Annotated in this window: 17 protein-coding genes and 1 pseudogene; 13 read left to right on the plus strand and 5 right to left on the minus strand. The window is 49.3% G+C overall.

Features of this window, described 5'->3' with window-relative positions:
* Nucleotides 1-27 precede the first annotated feature (27 nt).
* The 13 genes and pseudogenes from CWE12_RS01025 to CWE12_RS01090 all read left to right on the plus strand — a co-directional run bounded on the left by CWE12_RS01025 (nucleotide 28) and on the right by CWE12_RS01090 (nucleotide 9743).
* Entirely contained in the window at nucleotides 28-1038 is a 1011-nt protein-coding gene (locus CWE12_RS01025) for a Swt1 family HEPN domain-containing protein (RefSeq protein WP_126787722.1), read from the plus strand.
* Nucleotides 1039-1114: 76 nt separating this feature from the next.
* Nucleotides 1115-1792: a DUF6610 family protein gene (locus CWE12_RS01030; protein WP_126787723.1), complete on the plus strand. Its 678-nt coding sequence runs from the start codon at nucleotides 1115-1117 to the stop codon at nucleotides 1790-1792.
* Nucleotides 1789-2409, plus strand: a complete 621-nt coding sequence (locus CWE12_RS01035; protein WP_126787724.1) for a hypothetical protein — start codon at nucleotides 1789-1791, stop codon at nucleotides 2407-2409. The genes CWE12_RS01030 and CWE12_RS01035 overlap by 4 nt, the downstream gene beginning before the upstream one ends.
* 79 nt (nucleotides 2410-2488) lie before the next feature.
* Nucleotides 2489-3010 carry a hypothetical protein gene (locus CWE12_RS01040; RefSeq protein WP_126787725.1) on the plus strand — a complete coding sequence of 174 codons (522 nt, stop codon included), beginning with the start codon at nucleotides 2489-2491 and terminating at the stop codon, nucleotides 3008-3010.
* Between the two features lie 98 nt (nucleotides 3011-3108).
* On the plus strand, nucleotides 3109-3555 hold the full coding sequence (locus tag CWE12_RS01045) for a hypothetical protein (protein ID WP_126787726.1): 447 nt from the start codon (nucleotides 3109-3111) through the stop codon (nucleotides 3553-3555).
* Between the two features lie 88 nt (nucleotides 3556-3643).
* Nucleotides 3644-4219 (plus strand): DUF2971 domain-containing protein, encoded by a 576-nt coding sequence (locus CWE12_RS01050; RefSeq protein WP_126787727.1) that lies wholly within the window; start codon nucleotides 3644-3646, stop codon nucleotides 4217-4219.
* An 83-nt stretch (nucleotides 4220-4302) separates the two neighbouring features.
* Nucleotides 4303-5202, plus strand: a complete 900-nt coding sequence (locus tag CWE12_RS01055; RefSeq protein WP_126787728.1) for a hypothetical protein — start codon at nucleotides 4303-4305, stop codon at nucleotides 5200-5202.
* 108 nt (nucleotides 5203-5310) lie between these two features.
* Nucleotides 5311-5568, plus strand: coding sequence for an Imm40 family immunity protein (gene imm40, locus CWE12_RS01060; protein WP_157981901.1), 258 nt, complete (start codon nucleotides 5311-5313; stop codon nucleotides 5566-5568).
* Between the two features lie 68 nt (nucleotides 5569-5636).
* Complete coding sequence (locus CWE12_RS01065) at nucleotides 5637-6560, plus strand: S1 family peptidase (protein ID WP_126787730.1); 924 nt, start codon at nucleotides 5637-5639, stop codon at nucleotides 6558-6560.
* A 99-nt stretch (nucleotides 6561-6659) separates the two neighbouring features.
* Complete coding sequence (locus CWE12_RS01070; protein ID WP_126787731.1) at nucleotides 6660-8141, plus strand: nucleoside phosphorylase-I family protein; 1482 nt, start codon at nucleotides 6660-6662, stop codon at nucleotides 8139-8141.
* Nucleotides 8142-8766: 625 nt separating this feature from the next.
* A pseudogene (locus CWE12_RS13735) lies at nucleotides 8767-9114 on the plus strand (FMN-binding negative transcriptional regulator).
* Nucleotides 9115-9192: 78 nt separating this feature from the next.
* On the plus strand, nucleotides 9193-9447 hold the full coding sequence (locus tag CWE12_RS01085) for a type II toxin-antitoxin system ParD family antitoxin (protein WP_126787733.1): 255 nt from the start codon (nucleotides 9193-9195) through the stop codon (nucleotides 9445-9447).
* The gene (locus tag CWE12_RS01090; protein WP_126787734.1) at nucleotides 9447-9743 is read left to right on the plus strand and encodes a type II toxin-antitoxin system RelE/ParE family toxin; all 297 of its coding nucleotides are present in this window, start codon (nucleotides 9447-9449) and stop codon (nucleotides 9741-9743) included. The genes CWE12_RS01085 and CWE12_RS01090 overlap by 1 nt, the downstream gene beginning before the upstream one ends.
* A gap of 68 nt (nucleotides 9744-9811) precedes the next feature.
* Here the strand turns inward: CWE12_RS01090 and CWE12_RS01095 are convergent, their stop codons facing one another.
* Genes CWE12_RS01095 through CWE12_RS01115 form a run of 5 tightly spaced genes read right to left on the minus strand, consistent with a single transcriptional unit; the run spans nucleotide 9812 to nucleotide 19758 of the window.
* On the minus strand, nucleotides 9812-13096 hold the full coding sequence (locus CWE12_RS01095) for a cellulose synthase subunit BcsC-related outer membrane protein (RefSeq protein ID WP_126787735.1): 3285 nt from the start codon (nucleotides 13094-13096) through the stop codon (nucleotides 9812-9814).
* The gene (bcsZ, locus tag CWE12_RS01100) at nucleotides 13080-14264 is read right to left on the minus strand and encodes a cellulose synthase complex periplasmic endoglucanase BcsZ (RefSeq protein WP_126787736.1); all 1185 of its coding nucleotides are present in this window, start codon (nucleotides 14262-14264) and stop codon (nucleotides 13080-13082) included. Before bcsZ ends, CWE12_RS01095 begins: the two co-directional genes overlap by 17 nt.
* The gene (gene bcsB / locus CWE12_RS01105; RefSeq protein ID WP_126787737.1) at nucleotides 14261-16465 is read right to left on the minus strand and encodes a cellulose biosynthesis cyclic di-GMP-binding regulatory protein BcsB; all 2205 of its coding nucleotides are present in this window, start codon (nucleotides 16463-16465) and stop codon (nucleotides 14261-14263) included. Before bcsB ends, bcsZ begins: the two co-directional genes overlap by 4 nt.
* Complete coding sequence (gene bcsA / locus CWE12_RS01110) at nucleotides 16458-18998, minus strand: UDP-forming cellulose synthase catalytic subunit (protein WP_126787738.1); 2541 nt, start codon at nucleotides 18996-18998, stop codon at nucleotides 16458-16460. Before bcsA ends, bcsB begins: the two co-directional genes overlap by 8 nt.
* A 10-nt stretch (nucleotides 18999-19008) precedes the next feature.
* Entirely contained in the window at nucleotides 19009-19758 is a 750-nt protein-coding gene (locus CWE12_RS01115) for a cellulose synthase operon protein YhjQ/BcsQ (RefSeq protein ID WP_126787739.1), read from the minus strand.

Raw genomic sequence — 19758 nt, forward strand, 5'->3', positions numbered from 1 at the left:
GTTAGCTGCCAATCAAGGTGAGGAGCTATGTTCTCAGAATTGGAAAAAATTTCAGAGGTTGATGAAAGCGCCCTCATTTTATACGCACGCCTTCGGCAACTTGAAAAGTGGCTGAGGGAAATGGTCTATGTTGAATTAAAAACGAAGAAAGGTAGAAACTGGTTCAATTTTAATAAGACTAAAAAAACCTATGAGTCAGATAAAGCCGTTACTCATATACCAACAGCCGATGATAATCCGTTAAGTTTTACCACATTTGATGAGCTCGTTAAACTAATTCAAAATAATTGGGATCTATTCTCGGAATACTTGCCTCCGAAGATCACATGGGAAGTTAAGCTAGATGAGATTGTACACATAAGGAACCGAGTTGCTCATTTCAGAAGTGGCCACACGGATGACATTGAACGATTATTACAACTCATGAGGGATATTGATAACGGATTCTGGAGGTTTTGTACTGATTATAATGATTTGCAGCCAATACTACCTCCTGACAGGGATGCAGTTGCAAAAAAATATGTAGATCTGGATCCATTTTCGTTCAAAGAAGTTGCTCCTAACGAATGGGCACAAATCGGATCGGCTCCCCGCGACTTGAGATACATTGTATCTATCTCTTCACTGAGAAGGAGATGGATCGAAAAGTCGGTAGTGATTGATGGAACATCAGGCTATATATACAATGTTAACATTCATTTACGAGATAGCAGGCAGTTCGATTACTCCAAGTTTTTAGCGACAGCAAGTAAATATAAAGCAGAATTAATTCATATCTGCCTGGATACATTTTCAAGCACGGTTCGAGTAACTATTCCTGCGATATTTGGTAGTGATAAAGTTTGTGAAATAATTGATGGCCTGATCATTATCGTTGAAAATTCAATGACACTTCATCGACCTATCGATAGTGATGATCAAACGGTACAAAAATTGTCTGAGGAGTGGCCTGAATATGTACTTGGTCCCAAAAATCCTCTAACTTTCCTGGGGCCTGACATGCCATGCTCTTTTTTCAACGTAATAAAAAGCAGCTAACAAGACGCTGCTACGGAAAATTTACTCGCTAGCGCTCCTCAATTTCCGCAGAGCGAGGCGTTAGCTGGAAGGATAAATGGAAGTATTCAAGTTTATTGCGCACAGTAAAAAGGCTATTTTCATTGCAGCGCAACATGGTTGGTATCCTGGGGCGAGATATACCAACCTTAGAGATGTAAAAACCTTTGATTTTGAGGGCGTGGGTTTTCTAGATATTGACTGGAAAAATTACGATTTTTCGCGCCATATCGACGCTGCCGCTCAAAAAAAGCCAAAGATGACGATTGCGCGAGACGTGGAATGTATATTTAAGCTTGATCATATCTTACGTGAAGCTGAGCAGTTAGCGTTGTATTCTGATTATGTTGCTATTGTTCCCAAAGACCCCTTGCTAAACGGTCGGCTAAGTGAATTGATCCCAAGTGATTATATATTGGGATATAGTGTCCCCACACGATATGGTGGCACGGAGGTCAGTTTGCAGAGTTTCGACAGACCGGTTCACTTATTGGGTGGGCGTCCAGATGTTCAGAGACAACTTGCAGAAAAGCTGAAAGTCATTTCTTTGGACTGCAACCGGTTTACCTTTGATGCGCGTTTTGGCGATTACTTTGATGGTCAGACATTTAGACCACATCCAGAAGGCGGCTATGAAAACTGTTTATTTGAATCTCTGAGAAATATAAACAAGCTATGGGATGACTATATAGTACATGAGGATGTAAAAAATTTGGCCAAGTTGGTGACCTTATGAGTAATCGAGAAGAATTTTTACTAAAAATGTATGATCAAATGTTCAATGATATAAATAGACATATCATGGTCGTCTGGCAGAGCATTGGCGTATTGGTAGGTGCATTCGCAATATTTGCTCTGGTAGAGAAAAATATTATTTCCCTAGATATAGCTACAAGTATCATTTTACTTCTAAGCGCTTGGTTGGTTGCTCATCTATTTGATGCGGCGTACTGGTATAACAGGAATCTGGCGGTTATCGCAAATATAGAAAGGCAGTTTTTATTAAAATCTGATCTTAAGGAGATCCATTATTATTTCGGCTCTCACCGGCAAAAAAATAAAATGATTGAGCATCTGCGTATACAGCTGTCTTTAGGGGGCGCACTTGCCGGTCTCGTTTTGCTTTATCATTTTTTTGACAGGGTGGTGCCAGGCTTCTCTTCTCCAATTAGTAATTTTGAGCCTGCTCGGTCATTACCCTATATTGTCGTAGTGGCGGCAATTATTTATTTATGGAAGCTTAAGGTGGATGCGGCTGAAAAATATAAGGAATTTATAGCTAACTCGCCTGGGATAGAGGTTGATACAACCGGAGTGAACTATGGCAAAGGTCACGGCCATACTCCCAGCTAATAACGTGCTGCACACGGATAAATTATTCGCTGCGCTCATAATTTACCGGTGAGCGCGGCGTTAGGTGATTAGGTTGAGCATGCGTCGAACTAAAAAGGTAGCGATACAGAACTTCGAAGAGTTGTATCACTATGCTGCAGGCCCCCAAGAAAGGCTCGGGCAAGTATTGACTGGCCACCTAGCTATTGAATTTCTACTAAGGCAACTTATCCTCTTGTATGATCAGAACTTGGTATCACTTTCTAACGAATTGTCTTTCGCAAGATTAGTTTCTCTAGTGCGTGATCTTGGAATAGTGTCGGATCAAAGATCCAATGTCCTAGCTGAGATTAATAGGTTGATAAACCGCTATGCGCACGAAATAAGTTACGAACCGGAGATATCTGATATTTTGCCTATTTTTAAAGCAGCAAAAGGTGCATTTACAGATTATTCGGATGGCTTGAAGAATGGTATAGAGGAGATATCTTCCGTGGAAAGCATTTACAGGCTTGAATACAAATACCACCTTTCAGAACTATTTTTGGCCGTGATTTATGATTTACATCAAGAGCTTGTTGCTCGTGGTGGTGACGATGAAGTTCCGCACACACTCACCTAACAAACGGCTGTTGTCGCCCCTGCGGGGCTGGGACGGCCTTTCCGCCGCTACGCGGCTACAAGTCCGCCCCAAAGCCGGGCGTTAGGTATCTACATTAGATGATGAGCTATTATCAAGAGCTACACGAAATTGCAAAAGACATAGCTTCTGGTACAGAGGGCTTTTTAGATATTAAGGGGCCTGGCGCGGGCAATCATGCCACAAACGAGTTTATTTCTGAGCTTGGACGATTGTCGAGTGAGAGGTTTGGGAAGGACTTCAGTGAGAAAAAAATATGTGGCTCGAACTCTTTGGCTGTGGACTTCTACTTTCCTGATGACGGTGTGATTGTAGAAGTCGCGCTGGGGCTCAGGAATCCAAATACGGAATATGAAAAAGATATTCTAAAAGCAATGATGGCTAAAGAGCTTGGCAATAGAGTGGATAAATTGGTTTTTATAACAAAGCCTGGTGGTATTAAAAAATGTAATCAACCGGGTAGAAAGGCCGTTAAAGACTGGCTCCGTGGTAGCAATCAAATCGAGATAGAAGTTCTGGAGCTATGATACCTAACAAGTCAATTAACTACGTGCCTGCGGCGCCGGACGCGCTAAAGCGCGCCGGTTATTTCGGGCGTTATACGAAAAGATAGCCATGCATTATAAATACAGATCACTAGATAATTTTAAGAATTTCGTAGATATAATCCTAAACAGTAGGATATACGCTGCCCCCTATTTTGATCTAAATGATCCAATGGAAGGCCTTTATACATATGCCGAAGGCTCCATAAATCGTGACATGGTGAACAAAATAAAGGGTGAAAAGACACGGCTAAGGATATGCTCTCTTTCGCGACGCGCGGACAGCACATTAATGTGGTCGCATTACGCAGATAGTCACAAAGGTGTCGCAATCGGCGTTGAAGTTAATCAAAAACACGAGATAAGACCTGTAACATATGAAGGGCTTTCTTATGTTGAAAATGCAACACGGTTAGGCAGTCATGAAACTGCTAAAAATGTCTTATCATGCAAACTAGAACTTTGGCGTTACGAAGAGGAAGAAAGAGCTTTTGTGACAGAATCAAACTATATTGAGGTTTCCATTAAGAGCATCGCTCTTGGATCAAAAATGGACTCTCGGACTAAGAGTTTAGTTAAAAAACTAGTTTCAAAAATAAATCCAAGTGTCGTAATCACTGAAGCAAATGTCGCTGAAATCGTATAACAAGGCAAATCACGCGGATGTTAAAATCGCCGCTTCGCTCTGGTTTTACCACCAGTGTTTGCGGCGTTAGGAGCTAATCGAGTATGTCTCACGAATGGAAGCTTTCTGATATGGAGCAAGAGTTCTATATCTATATAGCTAGAGTCGGAAGCGGTGATGCTTTGTATCCACTTAAGGTGCTTGAGCTAACAGTAGAAGGTTGTCAAGGAATTCTCGATGAGTTTTTGTCTAATTTTAAAAACATTCTTGAGGCTGTAAGCGTTCCTTTTCATGTTGGCTTGTTCACAGCGTCAATGAGTCAGGTCAGGTTAACAGAAAAACTTTTGCATAAAGCTAGAGATGAAGGTTGCAGGGACTCCTTTTCTGTTGCTACCTATCTCATGAACAATAAGTCTTATACCGCTGGTATTGAGTCCGTAATTCCGTCTTTTCAAAAATTAGAGAGTCATGGAATTCTATCTGCTCAATTTGAAACTCTATATAAGATTGCCGCAATTCGTTTCTACGGATGTCTAGAGGAGTTTAGCAAGCAAGTTTTAAAGCTGATTGTTGCAAATGATATTTCTTGTCTTGATACTCTTTCGGCCAAAGATATAAGAATAGGAAAATCAAAGTGTGAAACTTTGAAAGCAAGAATCTTGCAATCCCAACAGGAACTATCAATGACTATTGACCAAGCATATGATGAAGAGGTGCTTAATAAAGGGTACTCGCTAGAACAGTACTCAAACATATTTAATGAACTTATAGGTGCCAACTTTGCGGGCGCAAGTATAGACAGCATAAAGAAACTCGAGTCGAGCCGACATCTATTTGTTCACAGAAGTTCTCTTATTGATAAAAAATATATTGATGAAACGGGCTGTAATCAAAGTTTGGGAGAATCTTTAAAGCTCCCAGCCAACTATATGTATGAATGGCAAAACAGTTTGATCTCATATGTAAAAGAATTAATTCTAAAAACGAGCGTAAAATTCTCCTAACAAACGTGTTAATCAGGAGGCTCGCAAGCTCGCGCCTATTACGCGGGCGTTAACTGCCTTAAGGTAATTAAGTATATCCCTGAAGAATTACAAGGCAGAGAAATCACATTGGAACACTTAAACTTAAGTGAAATTGCTTGGCGAAAAAATGATGCTCTTAAATTAGTTGGTCATCTTCAATCCAAGGGGGCCTTTATTCTTGGTGGCGATGTACTAAAGAAAGAGATTGATGGTTACCGGCACAATTACGATAGTTGGTATCTTAACCCAGAAAACGGTGATGCTATACAGAGTGCTGAGCATGCTCGAAGCTGTATAAATAAGTATCCAGATGGAGATTATGCCTTTGTATTTGTTGTCGCATAGTCAGCAGTTAACAAGCAAAGGCAGCCGACGCGTACCGCGCAGCTGCTTTGAGCGTTATGTGAGATGAAATGACCGACTTCATTAATCCCATTGATCAGTTGATCCATAGCACTGTCCGCATTATTTGTGAGGACGGGCAAGGCAAATCTTCATCCGGAACCGGCTATATATTTTTGTTTTGTCAGAAAGACGATGGCATGGCCTTCCCTTGTGTCGTAACAAATCGACACGTAGTTAACCTTGCGAGGAGAGGACTTTTTCATCTGACACTAAAGAATAAGGATGGCGGTCCGTCGCTCGGAGATCACGAACAGGTCGTTCTTGAAGACATACAGCACTTCTGCATTGGCCATCCTGATGCAGCAATTGACCTGGTTGCCATCCCCATAGGGGCAATATTGAATAGCGCCGCTAAGAACGGAAAGGACTATTACTTCGTTCCCCTTGGGAAAGAGGCCATCGCGACCGAGGAATTTCTTGAGAGCTTGTCACCTATGGAAGAGATAGTCATGATTGGCTATCCAAACGGAATATGGGATGAGAAGCATAATCTTCCTGTCATCAGGAGAGGGATCACCGCCACGCATTCCAAGCTCTCGCTAAACGGAAAGCCTGAGTTCCTTATTGATGCGGCTTGTTTCCCCGGCTCCTCAGGGTCTCCCGTGTTCTTGGCGAATCTCGGTAGCTTCTTAGACTCTAAAGGAGCTCTGTGCGCTGGAACAAGAATCGCGCTCTTGGGCACTCTGTACGCGGGGCCTCAGCACACTACGACCGGCAATATAGTCGTTGTCGAGGTCCCCACGGACACAAAGCCCGTAGCTGTAGGTCAGATTCCGAATAATTTGGGGCTGGTTATTCAGGCCGCAGAACTCGCCAAATTGGAAGAAGCGGTGGCGCAGGCTTTGGAGGATAAGCCTGTCGTCGCGCGGAATGCACCATGTCCATGTGGTAGTGGCAATAGGTACAAAAGATGCTGCGGATTAATCACATAACAAGCGGCAGCAGCGGATCAACTTTCCGCTAGCGCTACAAGTTGCCCGCTGTGCCGAGCGTTATGCAATCGACAGAAAGTAGTAGCCAAGGGGCTTAATTTGAACATTGATATACAGAACTATTGTGATGCTTTGAATGAGAACTATCTACTTATTGTTACTTCAAATAGCAAAGAGAAGGAAGCCGTCAATAGATTTATTTCCAGTAGAAAGAATATTACTGTTCACCTGTCAACGGGTGGATGCAGTATAGGTTTGTTAGATGGTATGTTTGTAATCCATTTAACGGGAACTAGTGGTATATCGACTGAGCGTTCAGCGAGTAGATTGGTAGTAGAATTTGTTAGTCGAAGTAATATACCCACTCCTGGAATAGTATATTTAGTAGGGTTTTGCTGGGGCAATCCAGCAACAACAAAAGTCGGCGATATTGTAATTGCTAGTACAATTGACTCTCTAAACTCTAGATCAATTATCGGTGAGGAAACTGTTTATAAAGCAATACAATATAGAAGTTCGATCGATCTAGAGTTTATAGCTCAAAAAATAAATCAAGAAATTCCAAATTCAAAACTAGGAGAACTAGCAAGTTTAGAGACTTTGCTATCTAGTACTTCTGAAAGAGATAGGCTGCTTCAACTACGTCCACATCTTATTGGCGGGGAGATGGAGGCTTTCGGTTTCGTACCATCCTTAAGGGAGATCCCTTGGATAGTTATTAAGTCAGTATCAGATTTTGGATGTGATAACTTTGAGCGTTCAAATCAAGCAAGCTCAGCTGCTTCCTCTGCTTTAGCGCTGCCAGCGCTAAATAAATTATTGAAAGATAATGAGTTAATTAGTTTTAGTATATCTAAGCCCGATGAGCTTATTCTTCTTGATTGTTTATTTGGTAATGAAATCAGAGTGTTGAAAAGTAGAGTTAACTCAGATGAGTTGAATGATCATCTGAATGATGAAGTTGGGGTAGTCATAGAGAGGAAGCTCGAGTATTACCTAAACGATAATGGTTATAACCGAAGTTTTCTGCGTTACTTTGGTGATTTAATTCTAGAAGTTATTCAAAACTCCCTAAAACACAGCGGTGCATCTTTCGCCAGTGTTAAGTTTTATCCAAACAAAATAGTCATTAATGATGATGGTGACGAGTATCCTCTGCAAAATCTTGAAGGGGATAAAGGTGGGGCTTCATCGTGGAGACGTATCAAGACATACGGCTTGGATACTAATTTGGTCAGTTATACCTTCAAAAAGAAAAGCCACTACTTTGAAATGACTGCTTCCAGTAAAGAATTAATGGATGCAGTTAAAAACTGCACAGCTTCAATTATTCCATCAACAATAGGGTCTGGGTACGGTCGCCAGGTCGCCTTATCTTATAATAACGAGTGCGAAATTATCTATTTGGAAGATGGTAATGTTCGCATGACCTCTAGAAGAATAACATTGATTGGTGAAGTAAAAAGGTTGCTGGATGAAGGTAAAAAAGTATACGTAAAAGTATCTGATATTGCGTATGCTGAAGAATACAGGATTGCGTTAAAAGAATATTCCGATAACTTAAGAATATTAACCGAGTAGCCAAATGCATAACAAGTTGCTGCACTCGGAAAGATTACTCGCTGTGCTCCCAATTTTCCGGTGAGCAAGGCTTTATGTGTACTGAATGACCAGGAAAAATTATGGCTGCAAGTAACGAATGGGAAGTAAGATATCTGACCGAATCCGGGTGGGTAACGGGTGGCTATAAGCTAGACTGTGGAGATCGGAAAGACGATGTGAGGCCTGAGGGGGCTGTCCTATGGGCCCGCAGGCACGTCACCGTTGGCAAGCTTGGTGCTCCATCTTCCATGAACGTGGATGAATATCGAGGGAACCTTATTCGAGATACCGGAAAGATCAACGCGTTGCTAGCGAAATATGGCGAGCCACAGTTCGGTGTTTAAGCATACACATAACCAAGCGTACCAGTACGCCGCCGCAAGGGGCGGCAGGAGGCTCGCAAGCTCGCGCCTCTGTACGCGGCGTTGTCTACGGCAGGGCAATGACATTGTGCTCATACGGAGTCTGGCGAAGTGAGAGACAGCTTGAATTGCCAGAAAGCGAAACATAACCGGTTGCTACTTGGCTTGAGCGCTCGTCACGCACCTGCGGTGCTACGTGTGTGTCGCTCTGCGCGGTAACAGGCTTCAGCTGAAAGGAAAATATGTATATACCGAATAACATAGAAATGGCTGAAGACCACGCAATCAAAACGTTTATTACTGATTATGGTTTTGGCGTTTTGGTTTCTGCTGATTTAACTGCAACGCATTTGCCTGTCATATACGAATCAAAGGAAGGCAAGCTAGGGTGTCTTTACGGGCATTTCGGCACAGGGCGAACTCACATTGGTAAGTAGCAGAAAATCAGCGTGTCGTGGTTATATTACGGGCCGCATTCGTATGTATCGCCTACATGGTATAGCGCCAGGCCAGCCGTTCCGACATGGAACTACGCAGCCTTGGAATTGGCAGTTAAAAAACGCAGTTTGTTGTCCGGGGTCTTGCGTTAGGGCAACCAAGATTAGGCATTGATTCAGCTCCCGAAAAGAGTGTGATATTGTCATACTATGCTTTGAGAGGCACCAATTATGACTATGCACCGGAAAACCATAACGCTTACTGAGCAGCAGGATAACTGGGTGAAAACTCAGATTGAAGGCGGCCACTTCGGCAATGATAGTGAGTATATCCGTGACCTTATTCGAAAAGACCAGCAGGCCAAGGAACGGGTTGCCGCCCTGCGGCAGGCACTTGCTGATGGAGAATCAAGCGGTAAACCGAAACCGCTTGATATATCCTCTATCAAAGCGGCTGGCCGCAAACAAAGGAAGGCGGCTAGTTAGTGTTAGAGCTAACCATTACCCAGAAAGCGGAAACTGATCTGACCGGGATTTGGTTGTTTACTTGTGACGAATGGGGAGCAGATCAGGTTGATAAATACCTGGATCAGCTTGAGGCGGGTATGAAACAACTGCTTAGCCATCCGCTGCTCGGCATTGACTATGCTCACGTGCTTACCGGCTATCGTAGATTGCAGGTAGAGCGTCATGCTGTTTTCTATCAGGTGTTGGAGACTCAGGTACTTGTAGTCCGTGTTCTGCACGAGGACATGGATGCTCCCCCAAGGTTGCCGGACTAATGACATTTGTAGTCAGTTGTATCAAATGACTGCTGAAGTAGAGGTTACGGCGCGTTGCTTCAAACTGGCTAATAATCTACATAGGCTGCGGGCACGCGCGGTGGATGTCGGGGCGGTAAACTGAAGCCGCCACTTTGGTAACGCAGATAGAGGGTGCCGTTATTCGGCGCAAAGGTGTCCGACCGTTGCGCCGTAATAGTGGCGCCAAGATACCAGCGTGAAGTAAGGCGGTACTCAAACTGACCGGACAAACTGTAGTTAAAGCCTGAGCTTGTGCCACCGTTGAAAACGGGTTCGATAGAGCCGTTGTTAACAGCCTCCCATGCCTGCTGTTGCAAGTCGGGATCGTTCGGGTAGAAGTCACTGGCGTGCTGACGCGCAGTGGAATAACCACCCGCCAGGCGGACACTGTAACTGAGTCGATTACGGCGGCCAAACAGGGTGATGGGTACACTGAGCGAATTGTACTGCGCCGGACTGTAATACCCACCATGGCCAAAGGTATTTTCGCTTAACGTTTTCTGAAAACCCCAGTTGAGGTTAGTCAGGCCAACAGTTACTGCCAGCGCTTCGGTGTCATATGCGCGCAGGTAGACACCATTGTGTGCATACCAGCGCGAATTCGAGGCGACATTATGGCCGGTATAGTATTCGGCACCAGCAACACCCCACCAGCCGACCAGGCCACCCTGATCCCAGCTTAAACTGGTGTACAGCCCATTGCGCGTGACGCCACCCCAGCGTCGATCCGAGTAGGGGTCGCGACGGCCTGCAAAGCTCAGTAAATTAGCACTCTGAACACGGCGCTCGGCACCGGCCCGCCAACTGAAACTGGCCAGATCGCCGTCGACTTCAATACCGCCGACCCAGGTCGAGAGTTCAAACCCGATGGGAGAAACGCCCAAATCAGCCGTCACCCGCGAGCCGGTACGACTGATACCCAAGGCGATACCCGAATCTTTCGTTTCGCTCTGAATACCGTTTACCGGGCAGTCTTCAAGTACACAGATAAGCCCGCTGCCGACTCGCGGGCGCCAGAAGCTATCGTCGCTATCAAACTCACCGGCTGACACCGAGGTTGGGTCGATGCGCAGTTGCCAGCGGGCACCAGATTCAGTGGTGGGTAAATCGATTCCGATAAGCAGGGTACGCGACTGCCAGTCTGTCACCCCTGCGGTGCCTGAACTGGATTGGTTTTGCCAGGCTAGATCAACCGCATATTCACTGGCCTGCGCCGATCGCTCTAATCGCGAACGGGCATTGCTAACCTGCCAGTCATCGCCACTGCCGTATTGCCAGATAGTGTTCTGGCTTGAAGCGAGCCGCGACTCGAGTGCCTGCTGGCTCCAGTTTGCAGCGAGCTGTGTTGAGTCAGTGGCTTCAGCAATGCGGCTGGCAGCGAACAGAACCTCGCTGCTATCCTCGCTACGGTTTTGTTCGGCGTGTTCGGTCAGCGCCTGAATCTGCGGCAGGACCCATTTGTCGCTTGAAGTCACCTGATCCGCAATAGCATTCAAGGCTCTGTGCTGGTCATTTTGCGCCAGGGTCTGTAGTAACTCAGGTTCTTCTCTGAGCACCTGGCGCCAGTCATTTTGCAGGCGGCTGATGGTTAATTCGGTCTGCACCCGGGACTCGAGTTCATTGATCGCGTCTGTGCGTTGAGGCTGATTAATCGCATTCAACTGAGTGGCTGCCTCAGGCCAGCGTTGCTGGCGGGAGAGGGTTAGCGCGTAGGCATAATGTGTGTCCGCTGTCGCCTCGGACGCAAGCAGTGGCGCAAATAACGCGCGGGCGGCCTGGTGCTCGCCGTCAGCATCCAGTTCGCGAGCGAGGCGGAACATCAGCCAGGGATCAGACGGCGTCAGTTGTTGCGCCTGCTGCCAGAGTTCAACCGCCTGAGCGGTATCGCCGCGGTCATAGAACTCATCACCCCTTGCGATCAGTGCCTGAGCGCGCAGGCGATCAACTTCGCCGGCAATGCTGGCATACTGGGCCGGCGATAAACCAGCTAGCCATGCGTTAAGCGGCGGGGTCAGCTGATTGTCGTGTTGCTGCAGCCGCAGCTGGAAGCTCCCCCACAGTGCGGCTTCACTGTCGCTATCGCTGGCCAATACCTGCTCATAAAGTTGAATCGCCTGGGCGCTATTGCCGAGCATTGCCTGCAGGCGAGCCTGACGTAATTTAACTTCCAGTGGCGCTTCGCTGCTGCTGGCCAGTAAGTCTAATAAGTGGCGAGCTGATTCCAGATCCTCATTGTCCAATGCGCTATCCACTTGCTGTAACCGCCACCAGAACAAGGCGATCTCGCGTAGCTCCATCCACACCTGCTGTTGCGGGGCCAGGTACGCCGCCTCTGAGAACCAGTGGTGAGCCTGCTCGTGTTTGCCCTGGCGCATAGTCGCGTAACCGAGATTGCCGTAAAGCTCCGGGAAGGGGTCTAACTCGCGGTAGGCTTGCTCGAAAATTCGTTCCGCCTGTTCATTCTGCTCCGCTTCCAGGGCGTCCACGCCGCGCTGATAGCGTTGATAGGCCGGGTCGCTTTGACGTTCCTGTAACGCCTCATAGCTGCGTTGAAAGCGAGCGCAGTTCGCCGCTATCTCATCGCTGTCGGGATGCAAACTAGTTAATGTGGTAAACAGCTCAAAGTACTCGTCTGTCAACGGCAATGTAGAGTAAAGCCGTTGCCAAAGTCCGAGTGCTTCGCTGCCAAAGACCGGATCGGTGGTTAATTGCGTCAGGGCTGCTAAGTGCTCAGGTGTCAGCGAGTCGTTCAGATAGTGCATCCGGTAGAGCGCAATTTCGACCCGGCCGTTATAAGGATGCCGGGTATGCAGATCCTGCAAAGCGTCCACAGCGGTTTCCGGTTCTCCGGCAAGGCTTCGTGCCTGCCAGTAATCAATGGCGAGCCCTGTTTGTCGGGGTGGGGTCGGAAACACACTTTGATACTGCTGCGCCGCCTGCTGGTATTGACCAGCAAGAAACAATAGCCGTGCTTCGCCCAGCTTTGCGCCTGATTCGCTTTCCAGCTGCAGTGCTTCCGTGGCACGCGCGGTAACCGGATGGTCCGCCGCTATCGACTGCAGTCGTTCGACGTGGCGGCGGGCGCTGTCGAGATCATTGCGTTGCAACGCAAGCGAGAAACTGGCTTCAATCAGGTAAGGGTTATTGGGGTCGACCCGTAGCAGCTGTTCTAACATCGGCTCCATACGGTCCGGACGGCTGCGCTGGTACCAAAGCGAGAGGTTGTCCTCAAGCAGACGCACGGACTCGCGTTGCAGCGAATTCTCTGCGGCGGCCTGAGTACTCAGCGCAAGCCAGCCTATCAGTACAAGCAGGCTAGCAGTTTTCAGCATGCCAGTTAACCTCAAGGGTGCCGTTGTTGTTGAAGCCGAAGCATTGCTGAGCAGCCAGCCCAAACAGGATCAACATGCTGTCATAGTAACGCTGGTCGTAACCGGCAGCACCGCGGGCGAGCAGCCGTTGATACTGCAAGCTTTCCAGTTCCGGGTCAAAGCGACTCAGGTAAGGAGCGAGGGCAATTGAAAACCCAATTGGTCCGGTCCCCGACGTCTTGCCATTGGGGTAAATATGCTCGGGTGGCGTCTGCTGCTGTTCGATGTAGTCAACCAGTGGCTGAGTCTTGTCCAGTAACGCCTGAACCTCAGGGCTGGCATTCGACCGAGTGGCATCAAGGTGCAACCATAAGTAGGTGCGTATCGCATCATAGCTGCCATGCAGGGCGTCCTGGTTAATCACGTTAAGGTCATAGTCGATGCTTACCCAGTCGCTGAAGAAGCCGCCAAACACATCGGCGTTTGCGCTAAGCTGACGCAGGCTGCTTTGGTAGATACCCTGCCAGCGTTCGTCGTCGAGTATATGAGCAAGCCCGGCAAAGACACTTAAGCTGAAATAGCTTGGGTTTAAGGTCACCCGCTCAGACTTAACAAAGCCGTAAGGGGCTGGCAACAGCACCGTCTCGTCGCCAACCTCTGCAACGGATTCACGCAGAATGCGCGATGCAAGCAAGCTACCAAGCTCTCGGTAATCTGCTCTGTCCCACAAGCGGCCTGCTTCCAGTAGTGAGAACGCCATCCAGACGTCGGCGTCAGAGGCCGGGTTTGAATCAAGAATACCCCAGCGGTCGGTGTCCTCGTCGTGGCCCCATTGCCAGGCGGGCAGCTGCGCATCCAGTCCGGCCGGTGCGAGGTTGTTTTCAGTCCATTGCAGCAGGCGCTGGAAGGTCGCCTGATCATTGGCGACCAGGGCGAAAAACATGCCGTACGACTGTCCTTCGGAGGTGGAAATACTTCCCTCTGAACCAAGGTCAATCACGCGCCCGTCTGCACTGACAAAATCATCGACCAGGCGCTGCCAGTGGTACGCAAAGGTGGCCTCTTTGTCGACCGTCGGTGGCGGTTGAAACTGATAGTCCCGTGTGTTGCCGCCGGTATCGGCGCAGGCGCTCAGCGGCAAGCTGAAAAGCGAGGCGACTATCAGTGTATGCCGGATAAATACCTTCATGAGTTAGCAGCCTGTCGTTTTTGAGCGATCCGCGCCAGGCCTGCGTAGACCATTAAGGCAATTAAAATGACCGCAAGCAAGGCAAAGAAGACCACCACCACCGGGTGTTGCGCCACGTGATAGGTCATTCGGTTCCACCAGCTAAGCTCACCGACATAATAGGGTGAACGGGGCTCATAACTGACAATGCGCGACGGCGTGAGCATCGTTAAGAAGCCGTCGATCTGGTCACTGAGCTCGGCCGAGGTAAGCACCTGGCGTAAGCGAGGTAAATACTCATCGTCAGATGCCAGTAGCGCCACCACACTTCGCTCATCGTTTAACGGAGACTCAAAAGCAAGAAAGGCAGCGCCGGGGCCATCGCTGGTAAAGGTCAGGTCAGCACCACTAAGGGTGTCCGGGTGCCCAGCCAACTGCTGACCGCGCAACTGGCGCTGCAGCGTGTCCTGGCCAAAGCGGTCGCTGAACTGCTGCAAGGCGTAATGGCTAATCAGCACAAAGTCTTTTTCAGGGTGTTCGGTGTCAGGCTGGTAGTCGTCGATCGTACGGACCTGCAACAACACACCCGGGTAGCCAGTTGATGCCCCCATATGAGCAACGGTGTCGAGCAGCGTGATCATTTGCTCTGAGCTGGTTAAATCACCAAGCAAAAATACACTTTGTGAGAGGTCATCGTAACGGGTGAACGGGAACCCAGCCTTGGCAAATAAATGCAGATTGGGCAGCGCGGTGTAATGGTGATAGCCACGCAGATCAATGGTGGAATTGCCATCAATCACACCCATGGTGTTGTTCGCAGGCTCGTAGTCACACCCGCCAATAGGCCGCGGGAATGAATACTCGAGACTCAGGTTATTAATAGTTGAGAGCTGAAACGCCGGTAACTGCAGGCGGTTGGCGTCATTAATATCGCTCACCAGCGGAATACGCACGCGCTCGGTGGAGCTTTGTCGGCCGGACTGGTTCAGGGTATAGGCCTGAGTGAACTGCCCATTGATGAACACGCGCAAGCGGCTTTCATCTGCTTGCACAGGGGGCGTGTAACGAAAACGAAGGTCAATCGGAATGCCGTAGCGTTGCCAGGTAAAGAGATCAGGCGGTAAGCGCAAGCCGACATTGATCGGGGCCGGGCGGTACCCTTCACGTTGCAACTCTGAGGGGTGGCTTACGAGTTCGCTAAAAGAAACCTTGCGTTGCGTACTGACCCAGTTTGGAGCGGCGTACGGCTGACGCGGGTCGATAGTTTGCGGGCGCAGGTCAGCCTGGTCACCACTTAGACCAGCGCGGGTCAGCACCAGCGACTGTGCAGTTTGCTTTACTTCGCTGTCATCAGACCCGGTGACCAGCATCACTTTGTAAGCAGGGTGCTGCGGGTTATCGGTCATCAGCACTGCACCCGTATCCGGCGTTTCGACTGGCAAGCCCAGTTGGTCTAATTCAGCGTGCGTTGCAAACACAATACTGTGGTACTCCGGCCATTCCGCGTCATCGTTCAATGCCGTGTAGGTAATATCGAGATCGCGCCAGTAGGCCTGGGCACCAAAATAGCCCGCAACCATTGCCATGGCTTCAGCTTTGCTGCTGGAAGGCTGCTCAGGGGTGAGTAAATTAAGCTGCACTGGGTCAAAGCTGCGTTCATCGAAAAACGGCTCAGGGAAAAAGGCCAGTTCGTTTTCCAGTCGTAGCTGTTGCTTGGTCAGCTCCAGGGTACTGGCGCCGGACATTTCCACCCAGGTGCCCGGTGACGCGGCACCGCACTGCATGGCCGCGCGGCCAGCAATCAGCTCAATGCTAAGTTCATTGTAGGTCGAGAAGTAATGCGGTTCGATATCGAACTGGTAGCGGGTCAACTGACTTTCATCATCACTGCGAACGCTGCGCGCGCCAATCGTCTCGCCATTCAGGTTAATCACCAGCTGTGCGGTATCGCTTTCAATCAACGGCGAACTGCGCACCAGCAGGGTAAGCGACGCCGCGGTTACCAGTTCATCGATACGACTGCCGAACGCCACGGTAATGACAGGGTTCTGGCCGCTGATGCGCAGGTTGTCGAGGTCAAAGTCGCGCAGTTCGATACTATCCAGCCGGGTTGGCAGGCTGTCCTGCGCCTCGCTGGCCGCTTCATCCTGACTAAACGACGGCAGCGAGACCGTGGCCAGTACGGCGAATGCAAACACAAAAGACAGATACGAATTAACCATTGTCAGAAACCTTTTTGCCAGGAGTGCGTGGAAGTACGCTTTTACATTTTGCCCAGAACCTGATGATGACACTGATAACCGGGTTTAAAATTGGGGTGAATTGATTAACCAGTCGTTTGTAGCCTTCAAGGCTAATGGTGATCACTTCACCAAAACTGGTTACAGGTGAATCTTTTTGCTCTGGCCGCCAATCGGTCCAGGCATCCGCACGCGAGAAAGTTGCCGTGATAAAGCTCTGCTCCTGCGCCAGGCTGGCAAAGCGAAATTGGACGCCCACTTTGTTTTTACGAACACTCACCACGTCCGCGTTAAAGGCATTTTCCGTTTCTGCGCTGATTAATGCAACTTGTACCTGGCTACCCGGTTTAATGGTGACCCCGTCAGGGACACTTAAACCAGCACCGTTGTCAGAGAAGTCATCGAGGGTAACCTGGTAACTGTGGCCACTGTCGGTAATCAGGGTGGCGGGTCGGTTAACCGATATACGGTGCGACACACGCACCTGTTTCGCTTCTTCGGCAACTGAAATAGCGCCGCCTAGAATAATCAGGTTGTAGGTTAGCCAGACCAGGTTCAGGGCAATACTAAGGTACTCATCTGCTGGGCCATTAATGAGGCGCCAAATACCGAAGGCAGCCCCAATCAGACTCAAACTGATCAGGATCAGGTACGGGCTGGAGATTTTCCAGTCATAAAACTCTGATTCGTTCAGCCCGCCTTTTTCAGTTACGTTGAACTTGCCCTGTTTGGGGGCAAATAAGGCCACGGTGGTTGGGCGCAGAATATACCAGGCCAGTACGGTTTCATACATTTCGGCCCAGAATGAATGCCGGTAAGGGCCCTGATGGCGCGAATTGGTTAAATAAGAATGCACAATATGGGGCAGCGCGTAGGCCGCAATCATAACCGCCGGGGCAAAAATGATATAGGCACCGAACAGCAAAAAGGCTAACGGAGCGAGCATAAAGATCATGCGTGGAATGCCATTAAAGAAATAGAGCATCGCATTGGCGTAGCATAGCCGCTGGCCGAGGTTAAGACCTTTGCCAAACAGCGGGTTATCGAGCCGGAAAATCTGTGCCATGCCTCGTGCCCAGCGAATACGCTGACCAATATGGCTGGATAAACTCTCGGTCGCCAGGCCAGCCGCTTGCGGAATATTAAGGTAGGCCGAGTTATAGCCCAGGCGGTGCAGTTTCAGCGCGGTGTGGGCATCTTCGGTGACGGTCTCGGTTGCGATGCCGCCGATCTCTTCCAGTGGGCCACGCTTTAAGACCGCGCATGAACCGCAGAAGAACGAGGAATTCCATAAGTCATTGCCGTCCTGAATCAGGCCGTAGAAGAGTTCGTTCTCATTCGGCTTGGAACGGAAAATAGACAGGTTGCGCTCGAAGGGATCAGGCGAGAAGAAATGATGCGGTGTTTGCACCAGTGCCAGCTTGGGATCTTTCAGAAACCAGCCCATGGTCATTTGCAAAAACGAGCGGGTAGGGATGTGATCACAGTCGAAAATAGCGATGTAGTCGCCGCCGGTTTTGCCCAGCGCATGGTTGAGGTTACCGGCTTTGGCGTGGCTGTTGTCCGGGCGCACCATATAGTCGACCCCAGCCTCATCACAGAACTGGCGGAACTCGTCGCGCTTACCGTCATCCAGAACATAAACGTTGAGTTTGTCCTTCGGCCAGTCGATGGCCAGGGCCGCCAGAATAGTCGGCCGAACCACTTTGAGCGGTTCGTTGTAACTGGGAATGAAAATATCGACACTGGGCCATTCGGTAAGGTCGTCAGGCAGTTTGGCCACGCCGCGTTTTAATGGCCAGGCGGTTTGGATATAACCAAGAATAAGAATGGTCCAGGCATAGATTTCGGCACTCAGCAGAATGATCGCGAAGGTGGCGTCCAACGGCACATCCCAGTTAATGGTCTGGGTCACCCGCCACCAAAGGTAGCGCGAACTGACCAACACGGAGAGCACTATCATCAGTAACAGCGGCAGCCGTCCTGAGGTATCACGAACCCACAGCGCAACCGCCCAGAACGCGAGCAACATCAGCGCCTGTGCGCTGGCATCCATAGGCAATGAGATGGTAAAGGCCACAAACAGCGCTGATACCACGGTCAATGCCACGCGCATAAGGGTCGAGCCCAGTAATTTGGGTGCCAATGCGGTTAGCGCACTGAATGACGAAGTGGTCAGGCGTTGTAAAAGACGCACTGGCCGTGCATGGCGGGCCTGATAGGCCGACAGCTTGAGCGCGGTAAAGCCTTGGTTATCAGTTTTTTGCCGCGGTGCCCGGTTGGCAAAAACCAGCCAGACTACCTGAATGACAATGCGCAGGGGGTCCAGTAAGGACCAGCGTTGCCGCGCCACATGAGGAAACCAGAAACGCGCCTGAAGGCCCTGCATCGAGGTGCGTTCCGACAACAGCACGAGCCCGATCAGGGCAGCACTAAGCACGCCAACTGAATGGGTTCTTGAATGGTTGCGGCGCAGGGTTTTCCATTGCGCCTGAAGTGTCTTTAGCACACTCATTCAGCCACCGTCACTTCAGCACCGTTTTTAGCCACAGTGCGAGGGCTTCAAAATCGCCGGCGGCGCGTGAAGCGATGGCGTAATCGACCACAGGCTGCTGTGTGGCGAGCGCCTCAGGTACATGCTGGTCATGGTGTACCATCATCGGCGCAAGAATACGGGGGTTCAGTTCTGCTTTTAACAGGTTAAGGATGTCTTTGTTCAAGGTTAAATTAGGCGCCACTTTATTAAACACAAAATACACCGAGGAAAATGACTGCGGCGTGCTCCTTAAGTCCCGAGATAACCCCCGATACAGGTAGGCGTAGGTTAAAGGCGCTGGTTCAAGCACACACAACAGGATATCAAGGCTGTTTTGCAGCTCATGGAGGTCGTTCAGATCCCGTGTGCCGAGGCTAATAGTGCCGAGGTTAATACAGCAATACGTATAGTCATCCGGCAGTCGCTCAAGTACCTGCGTCAGTTGCGAGCCGTTTGCAGACTGATCTCTGTCGAGCTGAGAGCTGGCGCCCTGCAGGCTCTCTCCGTAAGGCAGGTAATGAACACCGGACGGATACTCGAATACCTCCAGCGGATCCTGGTTTATCAGACCACGGCGGTCCTCTAACGGCATGCCAAAATGCAGCCGCAGCATATTTTCTGGGGTTAAGTCCACCGCCAGCGTAGGGGAGGCCGCCGTCGCCAGCTCATTGGCGAGGTTCGCACACAGTGTTTTCGCGCCCGCCCCGGGAGTCAACGAGACAATACCAATCGAAAGCAT

It is taken from the genome of Aliidiomarina sedimenti, from assembly GCF_003986955.1.
In the GTDB taxonomy this organism is placed as follows: domain Bacteria; phylum Pseudomonadota; class Gammaproteobacteria; order Enterobacterales; family Alteromonadaceae; genus Aliidiomarina; species Aliidiomarina sedimenti.